This window comes from Prosthecobacter sp. (genome assembly GCF_044226605.1).
GTDB lineage: Bacteria > Verrucomicrobiota > Verrucomicrobiia > Verrucomicrobiales > Verrucomicrobiaceae > Prosthecobacter.
On the sequence record NZ_JBGAGS010000001.1, the window covers coordinates 537,665 to 563,404 of the forward strand.

Here is a 25,740-nt window from a genome sequence, read left to right on the forward strand (position 1 = left end):
GATTCTAGGAGCAAATTCCACACCCATGCAACTGCCCACCTAATCGCTTGAGCAACTTTTGCGTTCTACTGGCTTCGCTGATTCCAGTAAATCTTAACATTCTTACTACGACGACCGGCAGCGATGACCTCCAAGTCGCGGTCACCATCAAGATCGGCACAAACGGCGTCCTCACAGGCCATACCACCATCGTCGATGAAGGTCTCCTTCCAGCCGCTGCCGTCCTCTTTGGTGGTCCAGAACAGTTTCACCGCCACCTTGCCGACCTTCTGCTGCGCACGCCATCCGACGACAATCTGACGGTTGTTGAGGCCAAGCAGATCGTGAGTGGCAATGGCGTGGCCATCCACAAGTTGATCGCTCAACACCTGGCGCTGCCAGGTGCCGTTTTTGGGGCCGTCTTTTGGCGGCGTGTAGATCACGAGCTTGTCACCATGCATGGGCTCGACCGTCGTCACATAAGGCTGCCCGCCGGCAAAGGCTCCATAGCGCACTTCGCCTGCGCCTTGCAGATCCGCGGAGTCTTTCGGATGCTGCGCGATCCACTGCTCCTTCCAGCCATTGTCGGTCTGATCCAGCCGCACCACACCTTCGCGTCCGCACAGCAGAAGGCTCTCGGCCTCATTGGCGGGTGCAGGAATGATGTCGAGATTGTGCGTCTTGTGCATCGTTCCCTGGACCAGCGTGGTGTTCCATTCTTTGTGCGGATCTTCCGGCATGTGATAGGCCAGCACACGCACGCCCGCACCCTCGCCGTTTTTGTCATTGCCACGGCCATGCAGAGGCACCACCACGAGATCATAGCGCCCGCCGCGGTTGCGCACCCATTTCATGCGGTGCGTCGTCGGTTCATGCGTGAGCTTCACCGGCTCCCACTTCTGTGTCCTATCCGCCGGCGGGATCAAATAAAACACCGCACCGCTTCCCACCGTGTCTCCAGGATTCCACTCCGCCCCCACGGCAATCTCACACTTGCCATCACCATTGATGTCACGCGCCGCGATGCAGACATGATCTTTCTCCGTCAGCTTTTCGGCGATGATGTGCTTCTTCCAAGTGGGGTTTTCATACCACACGATCACATTGCTGTCCGCCAGCAGAATGTCCGTGCGCCCGTCCCCGTTCACATCCGCGACCGCCAGACCGTAGCCAATGCCCACGGCATCATCGATCTGCTGCTCTTTGAAATTCGGAGTCTGCGCCTGCACAGCGGCGGCAGCGAGGAGGGAGGCCAGGAGGAGCGCGTTTTTCATGATTTCGCAGAGTAGGCCAAATCGCCGCCACGAATCAAGCGCTCACCTCACACCTCTTCGACTTTCCGCCGCCACCGCATTCCCAGAGCGACGCTCCACTGATACTTTCGCGCATGCTCACGGATTAAAAACGGCATGTCGCAGGATTTGGACAAATCGAAGTGTGGCTCCAACTTCGACGTCAGCCATTCACGCGTGGAGCCTTGGGGCCAGTTTCCGCGCGGCGTGAACTCTTCCAGCCAGGTGCACGGCGTCGTCAACAAAAGCTGCCCGCCGGGCCGCACCAAACCTGGCAGTCGGTCGATCAGTTTCTGAGGGTCTGTCAGGCGGCAAAGCAAATTGGCCGCATGCACAATGTCGTAGTCCCCCAGGTCGCCGCGCAGGTTCATGGCATCGCCTTGTTCAAAGCGCACCCGGTCCCGTCGCAGATTCGCCGGCACGCGCGCCATTAAATGCGTCTTTGCGCTGCCCTCGTCCACACGCTCGTAACTCATGCTTCCTTCACGCGCCAGGGTTGCGGCTGCATCGACAAAACTCTGCGAGTAATCAATGCCCAAAACGCTGACGCCGAAGTTCGCCAGTTCAAAACTCGACCTCCCCACCGCACAGCCCAGATCCAGCACCGCCGCCTCACACGGCGTGCGCGGCAGATCAATCAGTTCCATGACGGTGCGCACCGGAAATCCCAGGGCCTCCCGTGGCCCATGCTCCCACGGCAGCACCTCGGCAGGCTCCCCGTAGTGAAACAGCAGGTATTCGTCCAGCAGCCGACGCGTCTCGTAAATGTTCATCATTCCGTCAGGCTATTCGGCGGCGAGTGCTTCCAGCAGATACTTCGAGGGCTGGAAGTGCTCATTCAAGACCGTGACTTTGCCATCGCGGAACATGCGTGTCTGCTTGATGTCAAAATTCGGTGTCTTGTGCGGCGCAAACAGGATGTCGTCATGCGTGGCGTTTTGATGACGCTTGAACTTCTGCGGCGTGATGTGCCCGCCAAGATGGTCGTCACGTCCGGTGGCAAGATGGCAGGTGCCGAGCACTTTTTCATCCTGAATGTCCGCTCCAGAAACCGGCAGCACCTGCGTGCCAAAACCCAGCTCGCCCAGAACTCCTGTCATCGGGTCATCCGCCAGTTTGGCATTGTGTTCATCAATTGTTTTCTGGTTTCCAGCAATGAGCTCCGCTTTGATGATGCAGCCGCCGGTGACAGTGAGTTTGCCCAGCGTGCCGTCCTCATACTTCAGCGGGAAGGTCCCTTCCGCACCCGTGGGCACAAAATACACCTCTCCCGCCGGCAGGTTGGCAATGTCAGGCGCATCCCCCTGGCAGAGGCCGTGGCTTTTCTGCGCTTCCTGCTGGCTCAGCTCCAGGCGCACGGTCATGTCGGGTCCGTTTTCCACCGTGAAATCAATCTCCACCGCATCTGCACGCGTCATCGCCTTGCGAAGCTTTTCAGCGTCCTTGCTCACCACTTCATAGTCGACCGCAAGACCGGAATTCAGGATGACATCATTAACACCATGCAGCGTGGCACCACGGAAGCCATACTGTTTCGCGAACGCTGTCAGCGGAGCGGTGGCGGAGAAAGTCGAAATGCAGAGGATGATGTCGTAATTTGAATACACATCCTTTTCCAGGCTCAGCTCCTTGCCGCTCATGTCCACACAAAGGTCAGGCAGGTCCAGATTGCTGCCCGTCGTCTGCTGGTAGGCATACATTTCCCCGCCCTGCAGCGCCAGCTCCTCGGCCACGCCGTTTTTCAGACCGAGGTAAAAGTGCTCATGCGCACGTTTCTGGATGGCACGCGCCGGGTTGTTCAGAAACGCATAGTCCTTCGCCTCCGCCAGATCCGGCAGATCAATGAGAATGCAAATTTTCCGCCCAAACGTAGGCTTGAACACGGTGCCAAGAAGGCGTGAGAGATCGAATTTAGGAAACTGACGCCCTTGGGCTGTGGTTTGGACGGTGGACATGGAAGCGGCGATCATAGGCGGAAGAGAGTGTCAGGCAAATACGGCCTGCGCTTTCAGATGGATTCAGCGAAACTTGTTTTCCGTTATGCAAACTGATCCCACAGCAGCTTCGCCACCATCGCCAGCACCACGCTGATGAAAATGACGCGGATGAACGGCGCGCCATGGCGGATGGCCATGCCAGCGCCGAGCCTCCCGCCAATCAGCTGTCCTGCGATCATCGCAACGGCAATCTCATAGTTCACCCTGCCACTGAACACAAAAACCAGCAGCGATGCCGCATTGCTGGTCAGATTCACCACCTTCGTAAAAGCCGTTGCTCGCGTCAGTTCCAGTCCCAGCAGGGAGATGCATGCCAGCGTCCAGAACGTGCCAGTGCCAGGTCCGAAAAATCCATCATAAAAACCGAGCACGCTCCCCGCCAGGCATGCAAAGGATCCTAGCCCAAGCCGCGCCTTGGCCGCTGTTTTCCCCAGCCCCGGGCTGAGCAGGACATAGACTGCGATTCCGAGCAGCATCCACGGGACAATTTTTTTCAGCATCTCATTGCTCACATGCGTCACCGTCCAAGTCCCCAGACACGCCGAGACAAAAGTGACAAGCACGGTGAAGCGAACCTGCGACCACGATACGAAACCAGCTTTGGCATATTTCCGCACCGCCATCAGCGTTCCCCAGACCGCCTGCATTTTGTTCGTGCCCAGCGCCATCTGCGGCAGGAGTCCTGCCCAGAGCAGCGCAGGCACCGAAATCAGCCCGCCGCCACCCGCGACGGCATCGATAAATCCCGCGCTCAGCCCCGCCAAAAACAGGAGAATGATCGTCTCCCAGCTCATGCTTTGCGGCCCAAAATCCGATCCAGCGAGTCCGACGTCTGATAAATCAGCGCTTCTGGATAGTGCGCGTAAGGATGGAAGTATTCAAACGTGAGGAAGCCTTCATATCCGGTGTCCGCCAGCGCATCCGTCACTGCAGGCCAGTTCGTGGTGCCATCCAGCAGAGGACGGAAGGTCTCCAGGCTGAAATCGGTGCCCTTTTTGGTGAACTCCTTCAAATGCACATTCTTCGTGCGTTTGCCCAGCACCTTCGCCCAGTGCTCGGGAAACTGAAACATGCTGATGTTCCCCGTGTCAAAATGCACGCGCACATGCTCGCTGCCAAAGCTGTCCACAAAGGAGTTCATCTCCATCGGCGTCATCAGGTAGCCGTTGAAAAAGATGTTCTCGATGTTGAGGCAGACTTTCAGCTTCTCCGCCTGCCTGGCCAGCTGCCCCACGGCTTCCCTCGCGCGCTGGTCACACACATCATTCGCCACGGGTTCATGATCCGTGCGCCAGGGGATGTGAACCGCCCCAGGCACAACCAGCACATTCTCCACGCCCAGATCATGCGCACATTGGGCGATCTTTCCTGCCAGCTCCATGCCTTGCGCACGTTTCGCGGGGTCATTGCTCGTCAGCGGATAGGGCCAGAAGAGGAAAGAACACAGCCCGCTGATCTGAATGCCAATTTCATCGGCCATCTTGCGGATCTTCACATAGTCCGCCGTGCCGTGTTTAGGAGAGAGGTCATTGTCCAGGTCGTAGTTCAGCTCGATGCCGTCGAAACCCGCGTCCCTGGCCAGTTGCATGCATTCACGCAGCGTCATACGCTCCGGATATGGAAAAGCCCACAGGTTGATCGATTTCAGCATGTTGTACTTTTTCACCGCTCCTCGCCGCGCATCCGGCGCAGCAGCAGGCACCGCATGGATGGGCTCAAAGGCCAGGGCGCTGAGTCCTACGGAGGCGATCGTGGCTTTGAGGGCGTCACGCCGGGAGAGTGTTTCGGAGGGTGGAGTCATAGTCGGATGCAATCAGAAGCAGGATACGAAGACAAGCGGAAGAAATTCCAAGCCCATCGCCAGATCAGGTGAGCAGGATGAGCTTGCCTTTGGAGCCGGCATTTGGAAAATCGCCCTCCTCATGAAATTGCTCATCCCTGCCTTTTTCGCCGTCTTTTCCCTCGCAGCCGCAGAATCCGGCGCACCCGTCGGCAAATTTCAGCAGCTTGATCAGACGATCCCGACGCCCTCCGCGCAGCGCAACGCTTCGGGGGCACCGGGCACCGGTTACTGGCAGAACCGCGCCGACTACGACATCGATGTGGAGCTCGACGACGTGAAGCGCTTCATCACAGCCGAGGCCACCGTGACTTATCACAATCTCTCGCCGGATCCGCTCACCTACCTCTGGGTGCAGCTTGACCAGAACTATTTCTCTCATAACGCCGACTCCCGCTCCGTACCAAACACCAAGCGCGGCATCGATCCCGGCAAGATCACTTACTCCGCCCTCGACCGCCTGCTGGCCTACGAAAACTACGATGGCGAAATGAAGATCACCAAGCTCACCGATGCCAAGGGCAAGGAACTGCCTCACGCCGTGGTGAAAACCATGCTGCGTCTCGATTTGAACGAGCCTCTTGCCGCCGGAGCCGATTTCGTTTTCAAAATTGCGTGGAACTATCCGATCAACGACTGTGAGCGCATCAATGCACGCACCGGCTACGAATTTTTCAAGGAAGACGGCAACACCATCTACACCATCGCGCAGTGGTTCCCGCGCATGGCCGCCTACACCGACTATGCCGGCTGGATCAACAAGCAGTTCCTCGGAACTGGCGAATTCACGCTGGAATTCGGCAACTACACCGTGCGCCTCACCGCACCAGACGATCACATTGTGGCCGCCACCGGCACCCTGCAAAATCCTGAGAAAGTCCTGACCCAGACCCAGCGCGACCGACTGAAACAAGCCGAGAGCGAGAAAAAGAAACCTCTGTTTATCGTCACACCGGATGAGGCCAAGGCGGCTGAAAAGAGCAAACCGAAAGGCAGGAAGACCTGGATTTTTCAGGCCGACAACGTCCGCGACTTTGCCTTCGCTTCCTCGCGTAAATTTGTCTGGGATGCCATGGCCGTGGAGGGCGCCAACGTGAAAGGCAAGCCGGTGATGGCCATGTCCCTCTACCCCAAGGAAGGCATGCCGCTTTGGGATAAATATTCCACCCACGCCATCGCCCATACCATCCAGACCTACTCCCGCTACACCTTTGAGTACCCCTACCCGGTGGCATGGTCGGTGAACGGCCCCATTGGCGGCATGGAATACCCCATGATCTGCTTCAACGGTCCTCGTCCGGAAAAAGACGGCACCTATCCTGAACGGACCAAATACGGCCTCATCGGGGTGGTCATTCATGAGGTGGGTCACAACTACTTCCCCATGATCGTGAACAGCGACGAACGCCAGTGGACCTGGATGGACGAAGGGCTGAACTCCTTCGTCGAATTCCTCACCGAAGAAGAATGGGAAAACGACTGGAAACACCGCCGTAACGAGCGCGGGATGACCGACTACATGCGTCTCAAGGACCGCGCGCCGGTCATGACGAACTCCGAATCCATCGCCGACCTTGGCCCCAATGCCTACGGCCAGCCCACCGTCGCGCTCAACATCCTACGGGAGCACATCCTCGGCCGCGAAGCCTTCGATCACGCCTTCAAAACCTACGCGAAACGCTGGATGTTCAAGCGCCCCACCCCTTCAGATTTTTTCCGCACCATGGAGGAGGCCAGCGGCGTCGATCTCGACTGGTTCTGGCGCGGCTGGTTCTACAGCACCGACCACGTCGATATCGCCATCGATGAAGTGAAGTGGCTGCAGCTCGACTCGCGCGATCCCGCCATCGAGAAACCCAGGAAGAAAAAGGAAGAAGACGATCTCCCAAAAACAACCACCCGCGAGCGCAACTACTCCCTCTCCAAGCGCATCGACCGCTACCCCGAGCTCAAAGACTTCTACGACAGCTACGACAAGGCCACCGTCCTTCCGAGCGAGAAGAAAAAGTTCGAATCCCTCATCAAGGAGCTCAAGGAGGAGAAGATCGATCCCGCCCTCCTCCAGACCAAGCACAACTTCTACCTCATCGAGTTTAGCAATGTGGGCGGCCTCGTCACCCCCGTGATCCTAAAAGTCGAATACACCGACGGCAGCACCGAAGAGATCAAGCTCCCCGCCGAAATCTGGCGCTTCAACACCGAGAAGGCCGCCAAAATGCTCTTCACCAAAAAGGAGCTCAAATCCGTCACCTTCGACCCCCGCCAGGAACTCGTCGACACCGACATCGAAAACAACTACTGGCCCCGCCGTCCCGTGAAGAGCAAATTCCAGCTCCACAAGGAAGACAAGCCTGCGAACCCCATGCGCGAACTCACCAAGCCCGAGAAGGAGGAGGCGGACAAAAAGAAGGACGCGAAGAACGACAAGGAGAAGGACGAAGAGAAAAAATAAAACCTCCTCATCTTCGGGCCGCCATCATTCACACAGGCGGCCCGCCGTCCAGCAGTTGAGCGATGCCGCGGACTGGCACGTGTGCCCACTGCGGCCGGTTATTGAGTTCGTAGCAGACTTCGTACACTGCTTTTTCCAGCAGAAAAGCGTCCAGCAGCACCTTCAGCGCTTTTTCGGAATCTGGCAGGAATGAGGCTCCCTTCGCGGCGCTGAGGTAGGCATCCAGGAAATGGGTGCTGATCGTCCTCACCCAGATCTCCGTCCACCGCACCAGGTTTTCACACTCTCCGGCCTTCACCCCGGGCTGCCGGTCGAGCGCCGTATACGCGGCATAATGAAATGAGCGCAGCATGCCCGCCACATCGCGCAGCGGAGAGCGCTTCATGCGCCGTTCACTCAGCGGCCGTGCCGGCTCGCCCTCAAAGTCGATGATGCAAAAATCTCGCCCGGTGTTTAGAACCTGTCCGAGATGATAGTCCCCGTGATTGCGGATGCGCGTGGCATTGACCTTGTTTGTGAGCAGCCCTGCCTGCCGGCTGAGGATTTCAGCCTGGCGCTGAAGCAGCGCCGCGGCCTCTGCCTGGTACGCTTCAGGCAGAAAGGTCAGGCGTTGCTGCAGAAGCTGAGCCATGCGCTTCGTTCCGGAGCGCATGGATTGATAGAGCGAGCGCTGATACAACCCTGTGAAGGATTCCGGAGCAAAGTTCGGGTCGTCAGGATCGGCCGCCAGTGCCAGGTGCATCTGGGCCGTGCGCTCTCCCAGCTGCCGGACACGTTCTGGGTAAACGCCGCCAACAATCTCATCGGTCAGGTCCGCTGTTAGCCCTTCGGTGCTTCCCGGCGGCAGGGCGAGCACGCGCTCGTTCGTCAGCACACGCTCATAGTAGCGCCCCAGAGCTCCTTGCGTGTACTCCCAGGCATCGCCCTCATTCGCCACGTTCGCCACCAGCAGCGCCAGGACTCGGGCTTCGGAGCCGCGCACCCGGTGCTCAATCGCTCCGCAATAGGCTGGAACATTCGGGAATTTTTGCCTTTCACTCAGGAAGCGCAGCACTTCAGCATCCGGGTTCTGTCCCGCCTCCACCTTGCGATACACTTTCAGGAAATAGCGGCCGTCGTAAATAATCGAGGAATTGCTCTGCTCAGCACGCAAAGCCCGCGATGGCAACGGCAGCGTCAGCTCTCCCGCCTGCGCCTTGAGCAACTCAGCACAGGCTCCAGCGAGTTCGCCCGATCCGCCACGCACTCGCTTTTCCCGCAGAATGATTTCAAACAGTGCGGAGCGGAAGTTATCGTCATCGAGCGCGTCTATCAGCACCCCTTCGCCTTCAGCGGAGGCGAACCGCGCAATCACAGACTCGGTCCCCTGCCCTGAGGTGGTCAGTTGCAGCGGCAGGAGATACGTCTCTGGCGCCACCGCAAAGTAATTGACCTGCACCAACCCCAGCCTGCCGGCATCCGCACCCGTTGCATCAGATCCCAGCGGCACCGTCTCCTGCACCTGCACACTCCGTATCGCATTCGCCTTGCCGCCAAACCAGCGGCAATGCTGCAGACAGTCCGGCAGCGTGTGTTCTGTGAAGGCATGGCTGTGCAGCGTTGTTTCGACGTTCGCCCACGTGGGCGCCAGCTCAATCACGGGCGGCGTGAAGTTCTCCCCAATCCGCTGTGGGTCCGCCACAACCTCCAGCGTCAGCCACAGATAATCATGCGGCCCCATGGTGAGAAAATACGGCGCCGTGCCGATCACCGGAAAACGATTTTGGCTGAAGACTTCCGCCGGCCTCAGCCCCTGCCACTTCGCCAGGCCCAGTTCCACCGCTTGCGCAAAGCGGGACAAATTCGCCACCACCAGGATTCTCTCGCCCTCGTATTCCTTCACAAAAGCGAGCACCCTCGGATTGTCCGAAGACGGAAACTCCATCGTCCCACGTCCAAACGCCTTGAAGCGCTGGCGCATGGCCACAATGCGGCGTGTCCACCACAGCAGCGACGAGGGGTTGTACTCCTGCGTCTCCACGTTCACCGCTTCATAGTGATACTCTGAATCAATGATCACCGGGAAATAGAGCTGCTGAGCATTCGCTCGAGAAAAACCCGCATTCCGGTCCATGCTCCACTGCATCGGTGTTCGCACTCCATTACGGTCGCCCAGGTAGATGTTGTCCCCCATGCCAATTTCATCACCGTAGTAAATGATTGGCGTCCCAGTCAGGGAGAGCAGCAGCACATTCAGCAGCTCGATCTTCCTCCGGCTGTTGCGCAGCAGCGGTGCCAGACGCCGGCGGATCCCCAGGTTGATTCGCGCCCTCTGGTCGGCCGCATACACGCGGTACATGTAGTCGCGCTCTTCGTCCGTCACCATCTCCAGCGTCAGCTCGTCATGATTGCGCAAAAACATGGCCCACTGCGAGTTCGCCGGGATCGCAGGCGTCTGCTCCAGGATGTCAATGATGGGAAACCGGTCCTCCATCTGCAGCGCCATGAAGAGCCGCGGCATCACAGGAAAGTGAAAGGCCATCGAGCATTCATCCCCGTCCTTGCCAAAGTACGCCGCCGCCTCCTCCGGCCATTGGTTGGCCTCCGCCAGCAGCATGCGGTTGGGGAAATGGCGGTCAATATGGGCCCGCAGCCGCTGCAGGATGGCGTGTGTTTCCGGAAGGTTCTCGCAGTTCGTTCCGTCCCTCTCAATGAGATACGGAACGGCATCCAGGCGCAGTCCGTCCACCCCAATCCCCAGCCAGAAGTCGATGGTCTTGAACATCACCTTCTCCACCTCCGGATTGTCCCAGTTTAAGTCCGGCTGGTGCGAGTAGAAACGATGCCAGTAGTACGCGTTTGCCACCGGGTCCCAGGCCCAGTTGGAGTGCTCGAAATCTTTGAAGATGATGCGCGCCTCACGATACGGCTCCGGAGTATCGCTCCAGACATAAAACTCACGCTCAGGAGACCCCGGCTTCGCGCGCCGTGCCTGCTGAAACCACGCATGCTGGTCGCTGGTATGATTCAGCACCAGTTCCGTGATCACTTTCATGTTCCGCCGGTGTGCTTCATCCAGAAACTCTTGAAAGTCCGCCAGCGTTCCATACACCGGGTTCACCGCCATGTAGTCCGCCGTGTCGTAGCCGTCATCACGCAAGGGGGATGGATAGAATGGCAGCAGCCATAGGGCGGTCACACCGAGCTGCTCCAGATAGGCAAGCTTCGAAATCAGGCCGCGGAAATCGCCAATTCCATCTCCGTCTCCATCACAAAAAGCCCGTACATGCAGCTGGTAAATGATGGCGTCTTTAAACCAAAGGGGATCACTCATGGCGGCAGCTTCAGCAGCCATTCCCAGGATGCAAGGCCCCTTGGCTCGGTCCAGCACATCTCCTGCGAAACCCGATGCCTCAGGCCGGGTGATACCTGAGCACTGCATCAGGCGAATCGCTCACACACGCGCATTTGCATGTGAATGAGGCGGCCGTTTCGGGCCGCCTCATCATGTGCTTTGATTATTTGCAGGACTTCCGCTTTTACAGGTAGTCGTTCACCAGGTTTTCCATCATCTCCTGACGGCCGCTGCCCAGCAGAGGCTCGCCATTGGCGAGGACGTGCGCTTCGAGTTCGGCAAAGCCCACTTCGCCCTTCTCGATCTTCGCACCGATGCCGCTGTCAAACGTGCTGTAGCGCTGCTTGATGAAGGCGTCGATGCGACCGTCTTCGATCATCGAATGCGCGATCTTGAGGCCGCGTGCAAAGGCGTCCATGCCGCCAATGTGCGCGTGGAAGAGGTCCACAGGCTCAAAGGATTCACGACGGCACTTCGCGTCAAAGTTCAGGCCGCCCGTGGTCAGGCCGCCCATCTTCAGCACTTCCAGCATGATCTCCGTGGTCAGGTAGATGTTCGTCGGGAACTGGTCGGTGTCCCAGCCGATGAGCGTGTCACCGGTGTTCGCATCGATGGACCCCAGCGCATTCGCCGCCACCGCCACCTGCATCTCATGACGCATGGTGTGGCCGGCGAGTGTGGCATGGTTGGTTTCCAGGTTCAGCTTGAAGTGCTCCAGCAGGTTGTGCTCGCGCAGGAAGTTTAGGCAGGCCGCCGCGTCAGAGTCATACTGATGCGTGGAAGGCTCACGTGGCTTCGGCTCGATGTAGAACTGGCCCTTGAAGCCGATCTTCTTCTTGTAATCCACCGCCATGTGCAGCAGGCGCGCCAGGTGATTCACCTCACGCTTCATGTCTGTGTTCCAAAGTGTAGCGTAGCCTTCACGGCCACCCCAGAAGGTGTAGCCTTCGCCGCCGAGGCGATGCGTCACATCCATGGCCTTCTTCACCTGCGCGGCCGCATAGGCAAACACGCCGGCATTCGGACTGGTCGCGGCTCCCTGGCAGTAGCGTGAGTGGGAGAAAAGGCAGGCGGTGCCCCAGAGGAGCTTCTTACCGGTCTGCTTCTGAGCTTTTTCCAGCTCATCGGCCACGGCGTCAAAGGCCGCATTGCTCTCTGCCAGCGTGGCGAGTTCAGGAGCCACGTCGCGGTCATGCCAGCAGTAGTAGTCCACGCCCAGCTTGTCCATGAACTCGAAGCAGGCCCACACGCGGCGCTGTGCATTCGCCACCGAGTTGCTGCCGTCATCCCAGGGGCGCTGGGCGGTGCCGCCGCCGAAAGGATCGGACAGCGAGTTGCGCATCGCATGCCAGTAGGCCACGGCAAAGCGCATCTGCGAACGCATCGTCTTTCCGCCAACGATTTCGTCCGGGTTGTAATGCTTGAAGGAAAGCGGGTTGCGGCTCTTGGGTCCTTCGTACTGGATTTTGGGGATGTCTGGGAAGGCGTCGTTCATGGTAGGAGAGCCAAGGGAGACGAAACACGCCGCTGTGCAACTGGTTCGTCGAACTCAGGCGGACACTTTTTAGGCCAAATTGGACACCATGCTGTTTCAGAAAGAACTCATCCAACCCAATTTTTCATCCCCTTCAGACTGAACTCCCCCACTCCGAGCACCAGCAAACAACTCCCCAAGTTCATAAGGACAGAGGTAAGCGCAAATTTAAAAGCAGCCAGAGTCGTGACAGCTCTGATCACACCATACTCCACCAGGGAGGCCAACACCCATACCCCGAGAACAGCAAACGCGGCCTCAGCCTCGAGATCCCCCAATGGTTTGTAGAGACTTACCGTCGGATTGAGTCTTGACCATGCCTCTCCACCAAGACTTGACACCCCATTCGCCAGGACAATCAAACCCAGGACCTTTTTGAACCTCAAAGACTCGGAATGCCTGCGCCACATGATCAGCGCCTCGACCGACAAGGTGATAGGCGCAAGCAACCAGAAGACCCGATAGGGCCAGTCTGCAGCTATAAACACTGGTGAGGACGCAAGCATCGACATTGCAGTTCAGCAGCTTGTTTCACAGCGCCTTCCGATTCGTCTCCTCCGCCAGCCACACTGCCACCAAAGTGATGACCGCCATGACAATCAGATACACCGCCACTGTCCACGGCTTGCCCCCGCTCTGATCCAGCAGCGCCGTCGCGATCAGCGGTGCCAGTCCGCCCGCTAGCGGTGATGCCAGTTGATACCCAAGCGACGCCCCGCTGTATCTCACCCGCGTGCCGAACAGCTCGGAGAAGAACGCCGCCTGCGGCCCATACATCGCGCTGTGAATGATCAGCCCCAGCGTCACCGCCAGCCACAGCATGTGAATGGATTTCAGGTCGATCAGCCAGAAGAACGGAAACGCAAACAGCGCCACAAAGACTGTTCCTGCGATGTAAACCGGACGGCGGCCAATCCGGTCGGACAACCATCCGAAAAATGGGATCACAAAGAACTGCACAGCCGATCCTATCAGCACCGCCTGCAGCACCTGCTCTTTGGTAAATCCGGCCTGCAGTGTGGCATAGGTGAGCACAAACGCCGTGATGATGTAAAAAAACGCATTCTCCGCAAACCGCGCTCCCATGGCGATCAGCACATTTCGCGGATACTTGCGGATCACCTCCAGAATAGGCATCTCGTTCTTGCTCCCCGACTTTTGCTCCTCGGCAAACACCGGGCTCTCCATGACGCGCAGACGGATAAACATGCCCACCCCCAGCAGCAGCATGCCGATCAGGAAAGGAATGCGCCAGCCCCACGCCAGAAACGACTCCTCGGGAATGACCGAAGACAGCATGCGAAACACTCCGGTCGCTATCAGCAGCCCGATGGGCACTCCCGCCTGCACCCAGCTCGCGAGAAACCCGCGCTGCCCCTCTTTGCCGTGCTCCACGGCCATCAGCACCGCGCCACCCCACTCGCCGCCCACACCCAGTCCTTGGATGAAACGCAGCACCACCAGCAGAATCGGCGCAAGGATGCCCGCCTGCTCATACGTCGGCAGCAGGCCGATCCCGCAGGTCGCCAGCCCCATCATCATCAGCGTCGTCACCAGCATGGATTTGCGCCCCAGTTTGTCTCCAAAATGCCCGAAGACGATTCCTCCCAGCGGTCGCGCAAAGAACCCCACCGCATTCGTCGCATAGGACGCCATGGATGCCGCCCAGGGGTCCATGCTGGTGAAAAACAGCTTCCCAAACACCAGCGCCGAAGCCGTGACGTAGAGAAAGAAATCATACCACTCAATGGTGGTGCCTATGAAACTGGCCAGGACGACGCGGCGGGTGCTGTTGGAATCGGACATGATTTGAGCTTTTCAGGCTGACGGTTTCACCCGCACATGACAAGACGAAAACACCTCTCCGGACGCAGCCGGCCTCGCCTTCAATGAAAGCTTTTTCATATGATTCCCGCACCGCCCGCTTCTTTGATCCCTCCACCCCGGTGCTAAATTTGATCCAAAATGAATCCAAATGCACGCGGCGGGGTTCCACGCTCACCATGAAGACAACCATCCTCCTCGCCCTGGTCTCCCTTCTCGGCGCCGCCACTCTGCGCAGCCAGTCCGCCGATGCCCCCATTGATTTCAAAAAGGCTCGCGAGCTTTTCGAGAAGCACCAGAATGGCGGCACCCTCACGGCGGAAGAGTCAGCCTACATCGAGCGGGCCAAGGCCGAGCATGCGGCTCAGCAAGCAAAATCGGGGGGCGGCGCACCTTCTTCACAGGGGCAGGACGGCATCGACTGGCAGAAAGCGCAGGCTCTTCACCGTCGCGAACAAAACGGCGAGAAGCTCAGTGAGGAAGATCAAAAGTACCTCGACCACGCCAAGGAGGTCCGCAGCCGCGGTGGCAATCGTGGCGGCGGTGGTGGTGGCCGCGGCCAGGCCAATCAGCGCAAAGCCCCCGAGGGCCTCAAGCCCCTCACCGACATGACCGCCGAGGACAAGTATGAAGGCGAAGACGGCGGCCTCTACGGCAAAGGCAGCAACGAGCCCCCCGAGGCGCTCAAAAAATCCGCCGACACCGCGCTCGCCCAGATCAAGCCCCTCGATGCCGAAGGCAAGCCTTCCGACAGCGGCAAGATCGCTTTCGTCTCCATCAGCATGTCAAACGCCACCCAGGAGTTCTCCTTCTTCAAAACCATTGCCGACCAGGATCCACGCAAGTCCGACAAGCTCACCATCGTCGATTGCGCCCAAGGCGGCCAGACCATGGCCGCGTGGTCCCAGCCTGAAGGCCGCCACTGGCCCGAAGCGATGAACCGCCTGCAGCGCGCCTCCGTGAGCCCGCAGCAGGTGCAGGTCGCCTGGATCAAGCTCGCCAATGCCGGCCCCTCCGGCTCCAAGGCCGAACACCTCGCCACCCTGGAGGCAGACACCATCAAAGTCCTCCACCTCCTCAAAGAGCGCTTCCCCAACCTCCGCATCGCCTACCTCGGCAGCCGCATCTACGCCGGCTACGCCAGCACTGGCCTCAATCCCGAACCCTATGCCTATGAGGGGGCCTTCGCGGTGCGTCACCTCATCCAGCAGCAGATCAGCGGAGACGAATCCCTCGCCCTCACCAAATCCCCCCTCCTTCTCTGGGGCCCCTATCTCTGGGCCGATGGTGAAAAAGGCCGCAAGTTTGACGACCTCAAATACACCAAAGAAGACCTCGGCCCCGACGGCACCCACCCCAGCAACTCCGGTCGCGAAAAAGTCGCCAAACAACTCCTCAAATTCTACGCCACCAGTCCCCTCGCCAAAAGCTGGTTCGCGAAGTGATTTCTATGGCTGTCGTGGGACGGGTGTGGCAACAGCCTCCCGTCTTCGAGCGTGAGGCAACCCAATGCCTTCCTCACGTCCGCGAGTCGGCCATTTTTGAGCGCAGCAGCACTCGCTTGTTGGCGAATCTACCGCCCCGTCAGCCTCTTCCACAAGCTCCGCGCCCCCTTCGGCGACGTATCCTGCGATGGCATCTGGGCTGGTGAGCGTGACGCTGAGCTCTGCGAGGAACGGCGCTCTCCGCCGCCCCCCTGGCCCTGGTGTCGTCCACCACCGCCGCCGCCACCTTGGCCACTTGGACGCCATTCGCTCTGGCCGCCCTGGCCACTAGACCGGCCTCCACCCTGACCTGAGCGTCCGCCACCGCCCTGACCATGGCGCTGCTGCCCGCCCTGCCCCTGCGGGCGCCTCTGCTGAAACTGCCGCTGCTGCTCGCGCCGCTCCGGCCTCTCGTCGCTCACCGCCTGCGGCGCCGCATTGTAGTCAAAGCCTTCCGCACGCTTGCGCACCAGCCCGCGGTTGATGAATTTCTCCAGCTTGCGCAGATCTGCCGCCTCATCCGGCGAAACAAAGCTGATGGCATCTCCAATCGCCTGCGCACGGCCCGTGCGGCCGATGCGGTGCACGTAATCTTCCACGATGTGCGGGAAGTCGAAATTCACCACATGGGAAATGCCGTCCACATCGATGCCGCGCGCCGCGATGTCCGTGGCCACCAGCACGCGAACCGTGCCCGTCTTAAAATCATCCAGCGCACGCAGCCGCTGGTTCTGCGAGCGGTTGGCATGCAGCGTCGCGCACTTCACGCCCGTTGATTCCAGCTTTCGCGCGATCTTGTCCGCGCCATGCTTCGTCCGGCTGAAGACCAGCACCATCTGCATCTTTTCATCTTTCAGCAGATGCATCAGCAGACTCAGCTTCAGATGCTTGTGCAGCTCATACACCAGCTGGGTCACCGTCTCAGCCGGGTTCGACCGCTTGCCGATCTGCACGATTTTCGGCGAATGCTGAAACTCATGTGTCAGGCTTTCGATCTCCTTCGACAGCGTCGCGGAAAACATCAGCGTCTGCCGCTTCTTCGGCAGCTGGTTGATCACCCGGCGGATGTCCGGCAGAAATCCCATGTCCAGCATGCGGTCCGCCTCATCCAGTACCAGATATTCCAGACCGGAAAAATCCGCGCAGCGCTGCCCCATGAGGTCCAGCAGCCGCCCCGGGCAGGCGATGACAATGTCGCTCCCCGCTCGCAGCGCATCCTTCTGCGGCTTCTCGCCCACACCGCCGTACACCTTGGCAATTTTCAGCGGCAGATGTTTGGCATACGCCAGCACGTTCTCCTCGATCTGCGCCACCAGCTCGCGAGTGGGTGCCAGCACCAGCACCCGCGTGCGGCGGCGCTGCCCCTGCGGGATGGGATTTGATGTCAGGCGGGTCAGGATCGGCAGCGTGAAGGCCGCCGTCTTGCCCGTGCCCGTCTGCGCGATGCCGATCACATCCCCACCCTGAATGATCACTGGAATGGCCGCCGCCTGGATGGGCGTGGGCTCCGAGTAACCGGCTTCTTGAATGGCTGTAAGGATGTGTGGGTCGAGACCGAGGGGCTTGAAAGACATGTCTCAAGCCCTTAGCCGCCGATGGCATGCTTAGCAATGGCGCGTTTCCCCTTGCATTGCGCAGAATCTCAGGACTTCGCAGCATCCGCGGCCCGCCACAGATACCATGCCGCCAGGGTGCGATGTGGCTGCCAGCGTTCGGCCAAAGCGCGAAATTCCTTCGGCTTCGGCATCTCGCCCAGCTTCTTCGCCACGCGCCAGCCGTTGCGCACGCCGTAGTCATCACTCGGAAACACATCCGGCCTGCCAAGGGTGAAAATGAGAAGCATCTCCACCGTCCAGCGGCCAACCCCGCGCACCGCCACAAGCCGCTCAATCAATTCCTCATCATCCAGTTTCAGCGCCGCGGCCCGGCCGGGAATTTGTCCACTTACGGTCTTTGCGGCGATGTCCCGTATCGCCATCATCTTCCCAGTGGAAAAGCCGCAGCCACGCAATATTTCATCGCTCGCCTCCAACACCTGCTGCGGCTTTGGAAAGCGTGACTGTGGATGCAATGCCTTGAACCGACGGAGAATAGCCTCCGCTGCATTTGCATGAAGCTGCTGGTGCGCCACCGCGCTGATCAACGCTTCATACGGCGATCGCTTTTGCGGCTCCAGGAGGCAGGGGCCGTGCGTTTTGATCAGCCGGCGCATGACGGGGCAGCATTTGGAGAGATAAGCTTCGGCTTCGGTGTGCATTCACGACTGGATTGCGACTTTGAGACAATTGCAAGATTGATTAGCGCGAGCCCATTTGAAAGCTACGAAGCAGCCATCGATCCGGTCACAAAAAAAACCGCAGCACGAGGCATTATTCCTGCATCATTTTACAACCGATTCAAATGCGCGTTTGATTCCATGCGTATCATCGACTTTGCTACGCCAGTTGCAGCGCTCTAAACCCATGGCAAAACTTACTTTCGTGCTCGAAGACGGCCAGGAAGTGGTAGTTCCCCTCAAGGAACACACCACAATCGGACGTGATGAAGGCAATGATATCGTTGTCGATGACGAGCGGATCTCTGAACATCATGCTGAAATTGTCCAAAACGCCGACGGCAGCCTGCAGGTCTTTGATTTAAAATCGACTGCAGGCACATTTGTTAATGGCGAGAGGCAGATCAGCTGCACCCTGCTTCACGGCGACACCATCGCGTTCGGCCCTCTCGTTGGCACGCTTGATCTTGAGGACCCAGCCACTGCATCCCCTCTGCCACAGAAGGCTGCTCCCTCTGTCCAGACACAGGCGCCTCCTGCCCCGTCAGCACCCTCCACTCCAGCACCTGAGCGTCCAGCGCCTGAAACGCCTTCACCTGCCCCCCCGTCGACTGAGCCAAGCGCGCTTCCAGCTGCCTCGCCTGCCGACCAGGCACTCGCTGAAACGGTGGTCAGACTGGAAGCCGAAAAAGCTCGCCTCAAGGCTGAAGTGGATACAGCAGAGAAAGAACTGCGCGACTGGCAGCAGCGAGCAGAAAAAGAGCGTGCCCTGCATTTCGCACGTGTTGAGTCCCTGCGGGAAGAAGAGGAAAAACTGGCCCCCGCCAAGGACGCCCTGAAGCAGGCGGAAACGGCCCACCGTGACTGGCTTGAGGCCATCAGCGCACTTTCCAGCCAGCACGAAAGCAAGAGCGCCGCGCTCGAGCGCCTCAACGCTCAGCACTACGAAAAATCCACCGAAGTCCAGCGCCTCAACACCACCATTGCGGAGGCTAGACAGGAGCTTGAAACTCTTGGCGCCCAGAAGTCTGAAGCAGCTGACCGCCTCACTCAGGTGCGGAATGATTGCGAGCAGGACGAGGCTTTGCTTAATTCCCTTCGTCAGCAGATTATCGATCACGAGAAACGCATCGGCGAAGAGGAGGCCAGGCACTCCGCACTCAGTGCCGCCAGTGCGGAGTTCCACGCCAGGCATCAGCGCGATGAAGCGGCTGTCAAAGACCTTGAGTCTCTGCTCATGACGCTGGAGCAAAACGCTGCAGCGGCTGAAGGCTCGCTGCAGCGTGTTCAGCAAGAACTCGCCGCTCACGAACGAGAACTGTCTCTGCGCAATGCTGCACTCGCAGCCCGCAATGATGAACTCGCCGCATGTGAGAGGAACCTCGCCACATGCCGGACAGAACTCGCGGCCGAAACGCAGAACCTCGCCGCAGTCAAAGCGCAACGTGCCGAGCTGGGCAGGCAGAGCCACGCATTTGCCAACTTGGAGCAGCAGCTCGAAGAGGGGAGAAAACGCCTCGAAGAGGTCAAGGCTGAGCGCGCCGAAATCGAGCAGCAAAACCAGGAGCTCGCCGGCACAAAACAGCAGCTGATAGATGCCAGACAACGCCTCGCCGCTGTGGAGCAGCGTTACAGGGATGTCCAAGCCAGCGGTCCTCCGGCAGGCGCGACCATGTCCGCTCCCAAGGCTGCCAAGGCACCTGATCCCGAACAACTTGCCCAGCACGCCGAACTTGCCGGCAAGATCGAAACTGCCCGGCGCGAACTCGCTGAGCTTGAGGCCAGCATAGCATCCCTGCGGGAAACTCGGCCAGCCAATGGCAATGAATCTGTTCCTCCCCCGGACGCCTTTCCCCAGCCTGTTGTTGTTCAAGTAGAAACCATCCGGCTGACTCCTGTACCGATCAAGTCTGAGCGGGCCCGTGGTCCAGGCACCAAAAATGCCGCACCAGCGCCCGGCGCAGCTCCTCGCAGGTGACCTCCGCCCGACGGCTTGCCCACACAGGATGCGACTCAAGGTTTTCATTCTTCTGGTGCTGGCCTTTCTGACGAACAGCCTGGACGCTGCCACAAAGATCAGGCGCTCCAACATCATCCAGTCCCGTCTCCGTCTGCTGCCCAGGGGCCGTGGAACTTTTCAAAGCGCAGAGCAGCAAGACCGGCAGTCAATCGCCGCTGCTGCGGGACTGAACCGCTCATGGCATGAGATATTAAGCGACATCTTCTCCATGCAGTTTCGCACCACCAGCATGTATTCGGTGGCGGACAACATCTTCAACACCCAGACAGACCCGCAGTCAGACTCTCAATACGCACAGTTCGCCGGCATCTCCCTGGATGCTCAGTTCGATGCTCACTGGTCGTTGTCCAACGCCTTTGATCAATCTTGGTATTACTATGGCCGCGCCGAAAACGCCTCCCAGGATTTCACTGCCAGCACCTTCTCTCAGATGCTCAGCTACGAGCGCACCTTTTTGGACAAGAAATTGGATCTGAACCTGCCATTGAGCTGGTCGTTTTCGCGCGTCTTTGACCGCGCCACCGGAGCACGCACCCTGGACAGCTACACCTACCGGGCGGCCACCGAGTTTTCCTGGATCGTCAGCCCTCGGATCACACCGGCCTGGAGCTACGAATATTTTTATCAGACCGCCGGCAGCCCCTTCGATTTCGTGCCAAACAAGCACAAGCACAATTTCAATCTGGGCATTACGTTCTCACCCTTTAAAGACCGGAAACTCTATCTCACTCCTGCGGTCCAGTATTCGATGGAGCAGTTCATCCATCTTGTCCGCACCGACAAGATCTGGACACCATCGGTCACCTTGAGCTGGCAGCCGCTGAACTACCTTGCCTTTGATGTCGTGGGAAGCTACACGAACTCCCGCTCCACCCAGGACGGCTCCAGTTACAAGGTGGCTTCCGGAATGGTGTTTATGCGCCTGTTCTTTGACTGGTAGCTTCAGCCCAGCTGCTTCTTCAAGAAATCCACCAGCCCTTGCGCAAGCCTCTCCACCTGCTTCGCGACACGTTCTTCCTTGAGAGCTCCCTTCTCATCAAAAGCATCATATGCCTTGGGCAGGGCCACCTGGTCCGGCAGCACGATGACACCGATGTTGCCCAGAATCGCACGCACGTGCACCAGACCACGCAGGCCACCCAGCGCTCCTGGAGACGCGCTCAGCAAAGCCGCCGTTTTACCACGGTAGGCCACCAGCGCAGGCTCATCGTCCGTTTCAGCACGGGAGACCCAGTCGATCGTGTTCTTCAGCACCGCGGTGATCGAACTGTTGTACTCCGGCGCGGAAATCAGCAGGGCATCATGTTCGCGGAAGATGGCCTTGAGTGTTTTGGCGTTCTCTGGCAGGCCCTTCTCTTCCTCGAGATCACCGTCATAAAGCGGCAGGGCATAGTCCCGCAGATCGATGAGCGTGACTTCCGCACCTGCGGAGCGTGCCGCATCCGCCGCGAGCCGCACGAGCTTCTTGTTGCAGGAGTCGCTGCGGGTGCTTCCCGCAAAGGCAAGGATCTTGGGTGTTCTCATCCTTGATGCATAGCCGTGCGGGAAGATTCTGCCAGCCAAGAGTGTGCATTCCGCATTGTCAGACGCCTTTTTCATGCGGAGGTTGTGCAGAATGAAGATCGACGCTCTGGCCCGCCTCGAACGATATGCCAAACGCATTGCGGAAATCGCTGCGGTTCTCGGCAAGTATGGCCTTGCCGATTTGTTCGGTGGCTTCAAGTACTCGTGGCTGCAGGACCGCCTCAAAAGTGCCGACGGTCAGTCCCTCACCCTCGGAGTCACCCAGGCCGCGCGCGTGCGCATGGCGCTCACGGAGCTGGGCACCACATCCATCAAGCTCGGCCAGATGCTCAGCACCCGCGCCGACCTGCTCGGCCCCGAACTCACGGAAGAACTTTCCCAGCTGCAGTCCAATGTGCCTCCCGATCCTTCCGCTGTGGCCCGGGCTACGATCGAAAAGGAACTAGGTCTCCCCATTGAGCAGCTTTTCGCCACTTTTGACGACACTCCTCTCGCCGCCGCCTCCGTCGCCCAAGTTCATGGCGCGCAGCTTCACACCGGGCAGAGTGTCGTCGTCAAAGTCCGGCGCGCTGGTGTGGCCGAGCAGGCCGCCACGGATGTCGAGATCGTTCAAGCCCTCGCAGAGTTGCTTGAAAAACACTCTCCCGCCTTGCGCGCCTACCAGCCTCTCGCGGTCGTACGCCAGTTCCGCCGCACACTCCTGCGAGAGCTCGACCTCACCTACGAGCGCCAGAATCTCGAGGAATTCGCCCGCAGCTTCGCCGATGATCCCACCGTCTGCATTCCCGAAGTCTTCGGCGCCTTGTGCTCCCACCAGGTCGTCACCATGGAGCGGCTGGAGGGAATCATCGGCTCCGACATCGAAATGCTGAAACAGTCCGGCGAGGACTTGGGCGAGTTTGCCAGGCGCGGTGCCAACATGTACCTCGAGATGGTGTTCCGAGACGGCTTCTACCACGCCGATCCGCATCCGGGAAATCTCATCCTGCTGCCTGGCAACATCGTGGGCGTCATCGACTGCGGCATGGTTGGCCGCATAGAAGAGGATTTACGCGATGAGGTCGAGGCCCTGCTCTTTGCGGTGGTCGAAAACGATTCCGAGCTCGTGGCCGAGCAGGTTCTTCGGCTCGGAAACGTGCCGCCGGACTGCGCGCGCGAGAAACTGCGCGCCGACCTCCAGGAATTCATGGCGGATTACACCGGCCATCCCCTCAATGAAATCCACGTGGGCACGGCCTTGAGCAATCTCGTCGAGATCATCCGCGGTCATCACATCGTTCTCCCGCCGGCCCTGGCCATGCTGCTGAAAACCCTCATCGTACTTGAGGGTACCTCACGCCGCTTCAGTCCTGAGGTAAGTCTGGCAGAATTGATGAAGCCGTATTGCACGCGCCTCATCATGCGCCGGTTCTCGCCCAGCCGCATCGCCAGGAGGGCCCGCCGCACCTTTCGAGTTTGGGATCGCCTGCTCACCGCCCTGCCTCGTGACCTCACTGACATGCTGGCCCGCTTTCGGGATGGCTCGTTCACCGTGCATTTGGACCACCGCCATCTCGATCCCATCATCAACCGGCTCGTGCTCGGTATTCTCACGGCAGCCATTTTTCTTGGTTCCACGGAGCTGTGGAGCCGTCAGGCGGCGCCGCTGCTGTATGGCGTGTCCGTCTTCGGTGCCTTGGGCTACGCGGTCTCCCTCTTCCTGGGCTGGCGTCTCCTGCGCGCCATCCGCAAATCGGGCAACATCCAGTCAAAGGACTGAGCATTTCCCCCACTACAGCACCTGCCATGCAGCCGCCTCCCATTCCAAGCAAAGATGCCGAGCACCTCCGCACCCTCGCCATCTGCCACTACGTCAGCGCCGGCCTTTCCATCGTAGGTCTCGCCTTTCTATTTTTTCATTACTCCATGATGAACATGTTCTTCGGCAATCCTCGGATATGGGAAAAGTCGCAGGCGCCAATGCCTTTCAATCCTGCGGAGTTCTTCCAGGCCTTTAAGTGGTTTTATCTCGCCTTCGGCGTCTTCTCCTTGGTCAGCGGCATTCTCACCCTCATCTCCGGACGCTTCATTCACCGCCGCGTGAACCGTACCTTCTCCATCGTTATTGCCGGCCTGAACTGCCTGCACATGCCTTTTGGCACGCTTCTCGGCATCTTCACTCTTATCCTTCTCACCAAGGATTCCGTCATTCATCTCTATGCTCAGGCAAAGGCCACGACCTCGACCGATTTCGCCTAAAATGGCCGATTCATGCCAGCTTGACCCCTTGACCTTTCCCCTCTCCCCACCGTAAACCTTTCGCCGACTCCAACCTCTTCTTTCTCCATGTACTTTCTCGGCATCGACAGCGGCACTCAGAGCACCAAGGCTATCGTCCTCGACCTCGACTCAGGCAAAATCATCGCCTCCGGCCACAGCTCCTACGAATTGATCGATGGCCTGCCTCCCGGGCACCTTGAGCAGGATCCGCAGTCCTGGCTTGATGCCGTGGACGCCTCGGTTCAGCAGTGCCTTGAGCAAATCGGCAAGGAGAAGGTCAAGATCGCCGGCATCGGCGTCAGCGGCCAGCAGCACGGCCTCGTGCCGCTCGGTGCGGATGACAAGCCCGTGCGTGCCGCCAAGCTCTGGTGCGATACTTCCACCCAGGCGCAGTGCGCAGAGATCGCCCACCACTTCGGCGGCCAGCCCGGCGTCATCGCTACGGCAGGCAATGCCATGCTTCCAGGCTACACCATTCCCAAGCTGCTTTGGATGAAGCAGAACGAACCCGAGAACTTCGCCAAAACCAAGACCATCTTGCTCCCCCACGACTACATCAATTTCTGGCTCAGCGGTGTAAAGCGCATGGAATACGGCGACGCCTCCGGCATGGGCATCCTAAACGTCAACACCCGCCAGTGGGCCTATGAGATCTGCGATTTCATCGATCCCAGCGTGCGCTCCATGCTGCCTCCGCTCGGTTCGTCCAAATCCGTGCACGGCACCATCCGCAAGGATCTCGCCGTGAAGTGGGGCCTGAATTTCGATGTCATCATCAGCGCCGGCGGCGGCGACAACATGATGGGCGCCATCGGCACCGGCAATATCAAGCCCGGTGTGGTTACCGCCAGTTTCGGAACCAGTGGCACGCTCTACGGCGTGGCGGCATCCCCCGTGGTCGATGGCCAGGGTGAAGTAGCCGCCTTCTGCGACAGCACCGATCAGTGGCTGCCGCTCGTCTGCACCATGAACGTCACCGTCGTCACAGAGCAGGTGCGCGAGATGTTCCGCTGGGATCTGCGCCAGCTTGAAGCAGCCGTGAAATCCGCCCCCGTCGGTGCAGATGGCGTGATGTTCCTCCCCTACCTCAATGGCGAGCGCACCCCGAACCTGCCCAACGGCACCGGCGTCATCCACGGACTGCGCCCCACCAACATGGCTCCCGCCAACCTCGCCCGCGCTGCCGTTGAGGGCGCAACCCTTGGCCTCGCCTATGGTTTGAAGAGATTCCGCGATCTCGGGATGAACCCGACAGAAATCCGCCTCACGGGCGGCGGCAGCAAGAGCAGCGTCTGGCGTCAGATCGCCGCCGACTGCTTCAATGCCGAAGTCGTCACCCTGAGCACCAGTGAAGGTGCCGCGCTTGGCGGCGCCATTCAGGCGGCCTATGCCCATGCCAATCAGAGCGGCACCGAGCGCGTCAGCTACGAGCAGCTCTGCGGGAAACTCGTCACCTTGGATGAATCCACCCGCTGCAAGCCGAGCGCGGAAAATGCCGCACTCTATGCCTCTCAGCTCGAACGGCAGATGGAGCTCACCGGGCGCCTCAATCAAACCGGCTGGCTCTGACCGTCATGAAACCTACCGTTCACACCCATCCCAATGCCGTCGTCATTGAGCTCGAGGGCGAGGCCGACCTCGCTACCGTGCCCGAATTCCAAAAGGTCGTGCGCGAGCAGATGCAAGCCGGCGTGAAACGCCTCATCATTGACTTCTCCAAGGTGACTTTCGTCAACACTCCCGTCTGGGCCGTGGTGGTGGAGTACTTCCAGCATGCCAGTGGCGCGGGCACAGAATTTGCCCTCACCGGTATTCAGGGCCGTGTGGAGGCATCGTTCAAAATCGTCCGCCTCGGCGATTTCATCGCCCATCTGCCCAGCGTCGACGTAGCATTGAATACCATGGATCTCACCAGCAAACGTTAGC

The 25,740-nt window shown here is 59.3% G+C and carries 20 protein-coding genes; 9 read left to right on the forward strand and 11 right to left on the reverse strand.

Annotation, left to right across the window (positions count from 1 at the left end; all coding sequences use genetic code 11):
- Positions 1-65: 65 nt before the first annotated feature.
- The 5 genes from ACILSO_RS01925 to ACILSO_RS01945 form a co-directional block, all read right to left on the reverse strand.
- Positions 66-1,253: an FG-GAP repeat domain-containing protein gene (locus tag ACILSO_RS01925; protein WP_395735665.1), complete on the reverse strand. Its 1,188-nt coding sequence runs from the start codon at positions 1,251-1,253 to the stop codon at positions 66-68.
- A gap of 47 nt (positions 1,254-1,300) precedes the next feature.
- Complete coding sequence (locus ACILSO_RS01930; RefSeq protein WP_395735666.1) at positions 1,301-2,047, reverse strand: putative 4-mercaptohistidine N1-methyltransferase; 747 nt, start codon at positions 2,045-2,047, stop codon at positions 1,301-1,303.
- A gap of 9 nt (positions 2,048-2,056) precedes the next feature.
- Positions 2,057-3,226, reverse strand: a complete 1,170-nt coding sequence (locus ACILSO_RS01935; protein ID WP_395735667.1) for a hypothetical protein — start codon at positions 3,224-3,226, stop codon at positions 2,057-2,059.
- Between the two features lie 83 nt (positions 3,227-3,309).
- The gene (locus ACILSO_RS01940) at positions 3,310-4,062 is read right to left on the reverse strand and encodes a TSUP family transporter (RefSeq protein WP_395735668.1); all 753 of its coding nucleotides are present in this window, start codon (positions 4,060-4,062) and stop codon (positions 3,310-3,312) included.
- Positions 4,059-5,069 carry a sugar phosphate isomerase/epimerase family protein gene (locus ACILSO_RS01945; protein ID WP_395735669.1) on the reverse strand — a complete coding sequence of 337 codons (1,011 nt, stop codon included), beginning with the start codon at positions 5,067-5,069 and terminating at the stop codon, positions 4,059-4,061. Before ACILSO_RS01945 ends, ACILSO_RS01940 begins: the two co-directional genes overlap by 4 nt.
- A gap of 121 nt (positions 5,070-5,190) precedes the next feature.
- On the opposite strand from ACILSO_RS01945, the gene ACILSO_RS01950 reads away from it, so the two are divergent.
- Positions 5,191-7,560, forward strand: coding sequence for a M1 family metallopeptidase (locus ACILSO_RS01950; protein WP_395735670.1), 2,370 nt, complete (start codon positions 5,191-5,193; stop codon positions 7,558-7,560).
- A gap of 28 nt (positions 7,561-7,588) precedes the next feature.
- Here the strand turns inward: ACILSO_RS01950 and treS are convergent, their stop codons facing one another.
- The 3 genes from treS to ACILSO_RS01965 all read right to left on the reverse strand — a co-directional run bounded on the left by treS (position 7,589) and on the right by ACILSO_RS01965 (position 14,234).
- Positions 7,589-10,873, reverse strand: a complete 3,285-nt coding sequence (treS, locus tag ACILSO_RS01955; protein WP_395735671.1) for a maltose alpha-D-glucosyltransferase — start codon at positions 10,871-10,873, stop codon at positions 7,589-7,591.
- Positions 10,874-11,078: 205 nt separating this feature from the next.
- Positions 11,079-12,389 (reverse strand): xylose isomerase, encoded by a 1,311-nt coding sequence (gene xylA / locus ACILSO_RS01960; RefSeq protein ID WP_395735672.1) that lies wholly within the window; start codon positions 12,387-12,389, stop codon positions 11,079-11,081.
- Positions 12,390-12,959: 570 nt separating this feature from the next.
- Positions 12,960-14,234, reverse strand: coding sequence for an MFS transporter (locus ACILSO_RS01965; RefSeq protein WP_395735673.1), 1,275 nt, complete (start codon positions 14,232-14,234; stop codon positions 12,960-12,962).
- 197 nt (positions 14,235-14,431) lie between these two features.
- Here ACILSO_RS01965 and ACILSO_RS01970 point away from each other — a divergent pair, with 197 nt between their 5' ends.
- Positions 14,432-15,697, forward strand: coding sequence for a hypothetical protein (locus ACILSO_RS01970; RefSeq protein ID WP_395735674.1), 1,266 nt, complete (start codon positions 14,432-14,434; stop codon positions 15,695-15,697).
- A gap of 128 nt (positions 15,698-15,825) precedes the next feature.
- Here the strand turns inward: ACILSO_RS01970 and ACILSO_RS01975 are convergent, their stop codons facing one another.
- Entirely contained in the window at positions 15,826-17,310 is a 1,485-nt protein-coding gene (locus ACILSO_RS01975; RefSeq protein ID WP_395735675.1) for a DEAD/DEAH box helicase, read from the reverse strand.
- Between the two features lie 68 nt (positions 17,311-17,378).
- Positions 17,379-17,948 carry a DNA-3-methyladenine glycosylase family protein gene (locus ACILSO_RS01980; RefSeq protein ID WP_395735713.1) on the reverse strand — a complete coding sequence of 190 codons (570 nt, stop codon included), beginning with the start codon at positions 17,946-17,948 and terminating at the stop codon, positions 17,379-17,381.
- On the opposite strand from ACILSO_RS01980, the gene ACILSO_RS01985 reads away from it, so the two are divergent.
- From ACILSO_RS01985 to ACILSO_RS01995, 3 genes are read left to right on the forward strand one after another with little or no spacing between them, the layout of a single operon-like run.
- The gene (locus ACILSO_RS01985) at positions 17,847-18,194 is read left to right on the forward strand and encodes a hypothetical protein (protein WP_395735715.1); all 348 of its coding nucleotides are present in this window, start codon (positions 17,847-17,849) and stop codon (positions 18,192-18,194) included. The two genes, ACILSO_RS01980 and ACILSO_RS01985, sit on opposite strands and share 102 nt — an antisense overlap.
- A 4-nt stretch (positions 18,195-18,198) precedes the next feature.
- The gene (locus ACILSO_RS01990) at positions 18,199-19,989 is read left to right on the forward strand and encodes an FHA domain-containing protein (RefSeq protein WP_395735676.1); all 1,791 of its coding nucleotides are present in this window, start codon (positions 18,199-18,201) and stop codon (positions 19,987-19,989) included.
- A 28-nt stretch (positions 19,990-20,017) separates the two neighbouring features.
- The gene (locus tag ACILSO_RS01995; protein ID WP_395735677.1) at positions 20,018-20,971 is read left to right on the forward strand and encodes a hypothetical protein; all 954 of its coding nucleotides are present in this window, start codon (positions 20,018-20,020) and stop codon (positions 20,969-20,971) included.
- 2 nt (positions 20,972-20,973) lie between these two features.
- Here the strand turns inward: ACILSO_RS01995 and ACILSO_RS02000 are convergent, their stop codons facing one another.
- Positions 20,974-21,555: an NADPH-dependent FMN reductase gene (locus ACILSO_RS02000; RefSeq protein ID WP_395735678.1), complete on the reverse strand. Its 582-nt coding sequence runs from the start codon at positions 21,553-21,555 to the stop codon at positions 20,974-20,976.
- 91 nt (positions 21,556-21,646) lie between these two features.
- Between ACILSO_RS02000 and ACILSO_RS02005 the strand changes: the two genes are divergently transcribed.
- The 4 genes from ACILSO_RS02005 (at position 21,647) to ACILSO_RS02020 (ending at position 25,739) form a co-directional block, all read left to right on the forward strand.
- Entirely contained in the window at positions 21,647-23,314 is a 1,668-nt protein-coding gene (locus ACILSO_RS02005) for an ABC1 kinase family protein (RefSeq protein ID WP_395735679.1), read from the forward strand.
- Between the two features lie 26 nt (positions 23,315-23,340).
- Positions 23,341-23,793 carry a hypothetical protein gene (locus ACILSO_RS02010; protein ID WP_395735680.1) on the forward strand — a complete coding sequence of 151 codons (453 nt, stop codon included), beginning with the start codon at positions 23,341-23,343 and terminating at the stop codon, positions 23,791-23,793.
- Between the two features lie 87 nt (positions 23,794-23,880).
- A complete protein-coding gene (xylB, locus tag ACILSO_RS02015; protein ID WP_395735681.1) occupies positions 23,881-25,383 on the forward strand; it encodes a xylulokinase in 1,503 nt (500 codons plus the stop codon).
- Positions 25,384-25,388: 5 nt separating this feature from the next.
- Positions 25,389-25,739 carry an STAS domain-containing protein gene (locus ACILSO_RS02020; protein WP_395735682.1) on the forward strand — a complete coding sequence of 117 codons (351 nt, stop codon included), beginning with the start codon at positions 25,389-25,391 and terminating at the stop codon, positions 25,737-25,739.
- Position 25,740 lies beyond the last annotated feature (1 nt).

Excerpts from the sequence above, each read along its gene's own strand:
- ACILSO_RS01925 (WP_395735665.1), bottom strand. The coding sequence starts at position 1,253 with ATGAAAAACGCGCTCCTCCTGGCCTCCCTCCTCGCTGCCGCCGCTGTG.
- ACILSO_RS01950 (WP_395735670.1), top strand. The coding sequence starts at position 5,191 with ATGAAATTGCTCATCCCTGCCTTTTTCGCCGTCTTTTCCCTCGCAGCC.
- ACILSO_RS01980 (WP_395735713.1), bottom strand. The coding sequence starts at position 17,948 with ATGCGCCGGCTGATCAAAACGCACGGCCCCTGCCTCCTGGAGCCGCAA.
- ACILSO_RS01935 (WP_395735667.1), bottom strand. The coding sequence starts at position 3,226 with ATGTCCACCGTCCAAACCACAGCCCAAGGGCGTCAGTTTCCTAAATTC.
- ACILSO_RS01930 (WP_395735666.1), bottom strand. The coding sequence starts at position 2,047 with ATGATGAACATTTACGAGACGCGTCGGCTGCTGGACGAATACCTGCTG.
- ACILSO_RS02010 (WP_395735680.1), top strand. The coding sequence starts at position 23,341 with ATGCAGCCGCCTCCCATTCCAAGCAAAGATGCCGAGCACCTCCGCACC.
- ACILSO_RS01945 (WP_395735669.1), bottom strand. The coding sequence starts at position 5,069 with ATGACTCCACCCTCCGAAACACTCTCCCGGCGTGACGCCCTCAAAGCC.
- ACILSO_RS01995 (WP_395735677.1), top strand. The coding sequence starts at position 20,018 with ATGCGACTCAAGGTTTTCATTCTTCTGGTGCTGGCCTTTCTGACGAAC.
- ACILSO_RS01970 (WP_395735674.1), top strand. The coding sequence starts at position 14,432 with ATGAAGACAACCATCCTCCTCGCCCTGGTCTCCCTTCTCGGCGCCGCC.
- ACILSO_RS02000 (WP_395735678.1), bottom strand. The coding sequence starts at position 21,555 with ATGAGAACACCCAAGATCCTTGCCTTTGCGGGAAGCACCCGCAGCGAC.
- ACILSO_RS01985 (WP_395735715.1), top strand. The coding sequence starts at position 17,847 with ATGAAGCTGCTGGTGCGCCACCGCGCTGATCAACGCTTCATACGGCGA.
- xylA (WP_395735672.1), bottom strand. The coding sequence starts at position 12,389 with ATGAACGACGCCTTCCCAGACATCCCCAAAATCCAGTACGAAGGACCC.
- ACILSO_RS02005 (WP_395735679.1), top strand. The coding sequence starts at position 21,647 with ATGAAGATCGACGCTCTGGCCCGCCTCGAACGATATGCCAAACGCATT.
- ACILSO_RS01965 (WP_395735673.1), bottom strand. The coding sequence starts at position 14,234 with ATGTCCGATTCCAACAGCACCCGCCGCGTCGTCCTGGCCAGTTTCATA.
- ACILSO_RS02020 (WP_395735682.1), top strand. The coding sequence starts at position 25,389 with ATGAAACCTACCGTTCACACCCATCCCAATGCCGTCGTCATTGAGCTC.
- ACILSO_RS01990 (WP_395735676.1), top strand. The coding sequence starts at position 18,199 with ATGGCAAAACTTACTTTCGTGCTCGAAGACGGCCAGGAAGTGGTAGTT.
- xylB (WP_395735681.1), top strand. The coding sequence starts at position 23,881 with ATGTACTTTCTCGGCATCGACAGCGGCACTCAGAGCACCAAGGCTATC.
- treS (WP_395735671.1), bottom strand. The coding sequence starts at position 10,873 with ATGAGTGATCCCCTTTGGTTTAAAGACGCCATCATTTACCAGCTGCAT.
- ACILSO_RS01940 (WP_395735668.1), bottom strand. The coding sequence starts at position 4,062 with ATGAGCTGGGAGACGATCATTCTCCTGTTTTTGGCGGGGCTGAGCGCG.
- ACILSO_RS01975 (WP_395735675.1), bottom strand. The coding sequence starts at position 17,310 with ATGTCTTTCAAGCCCCTCGGTCTCGACCCACACATCCTTACAGCCATT.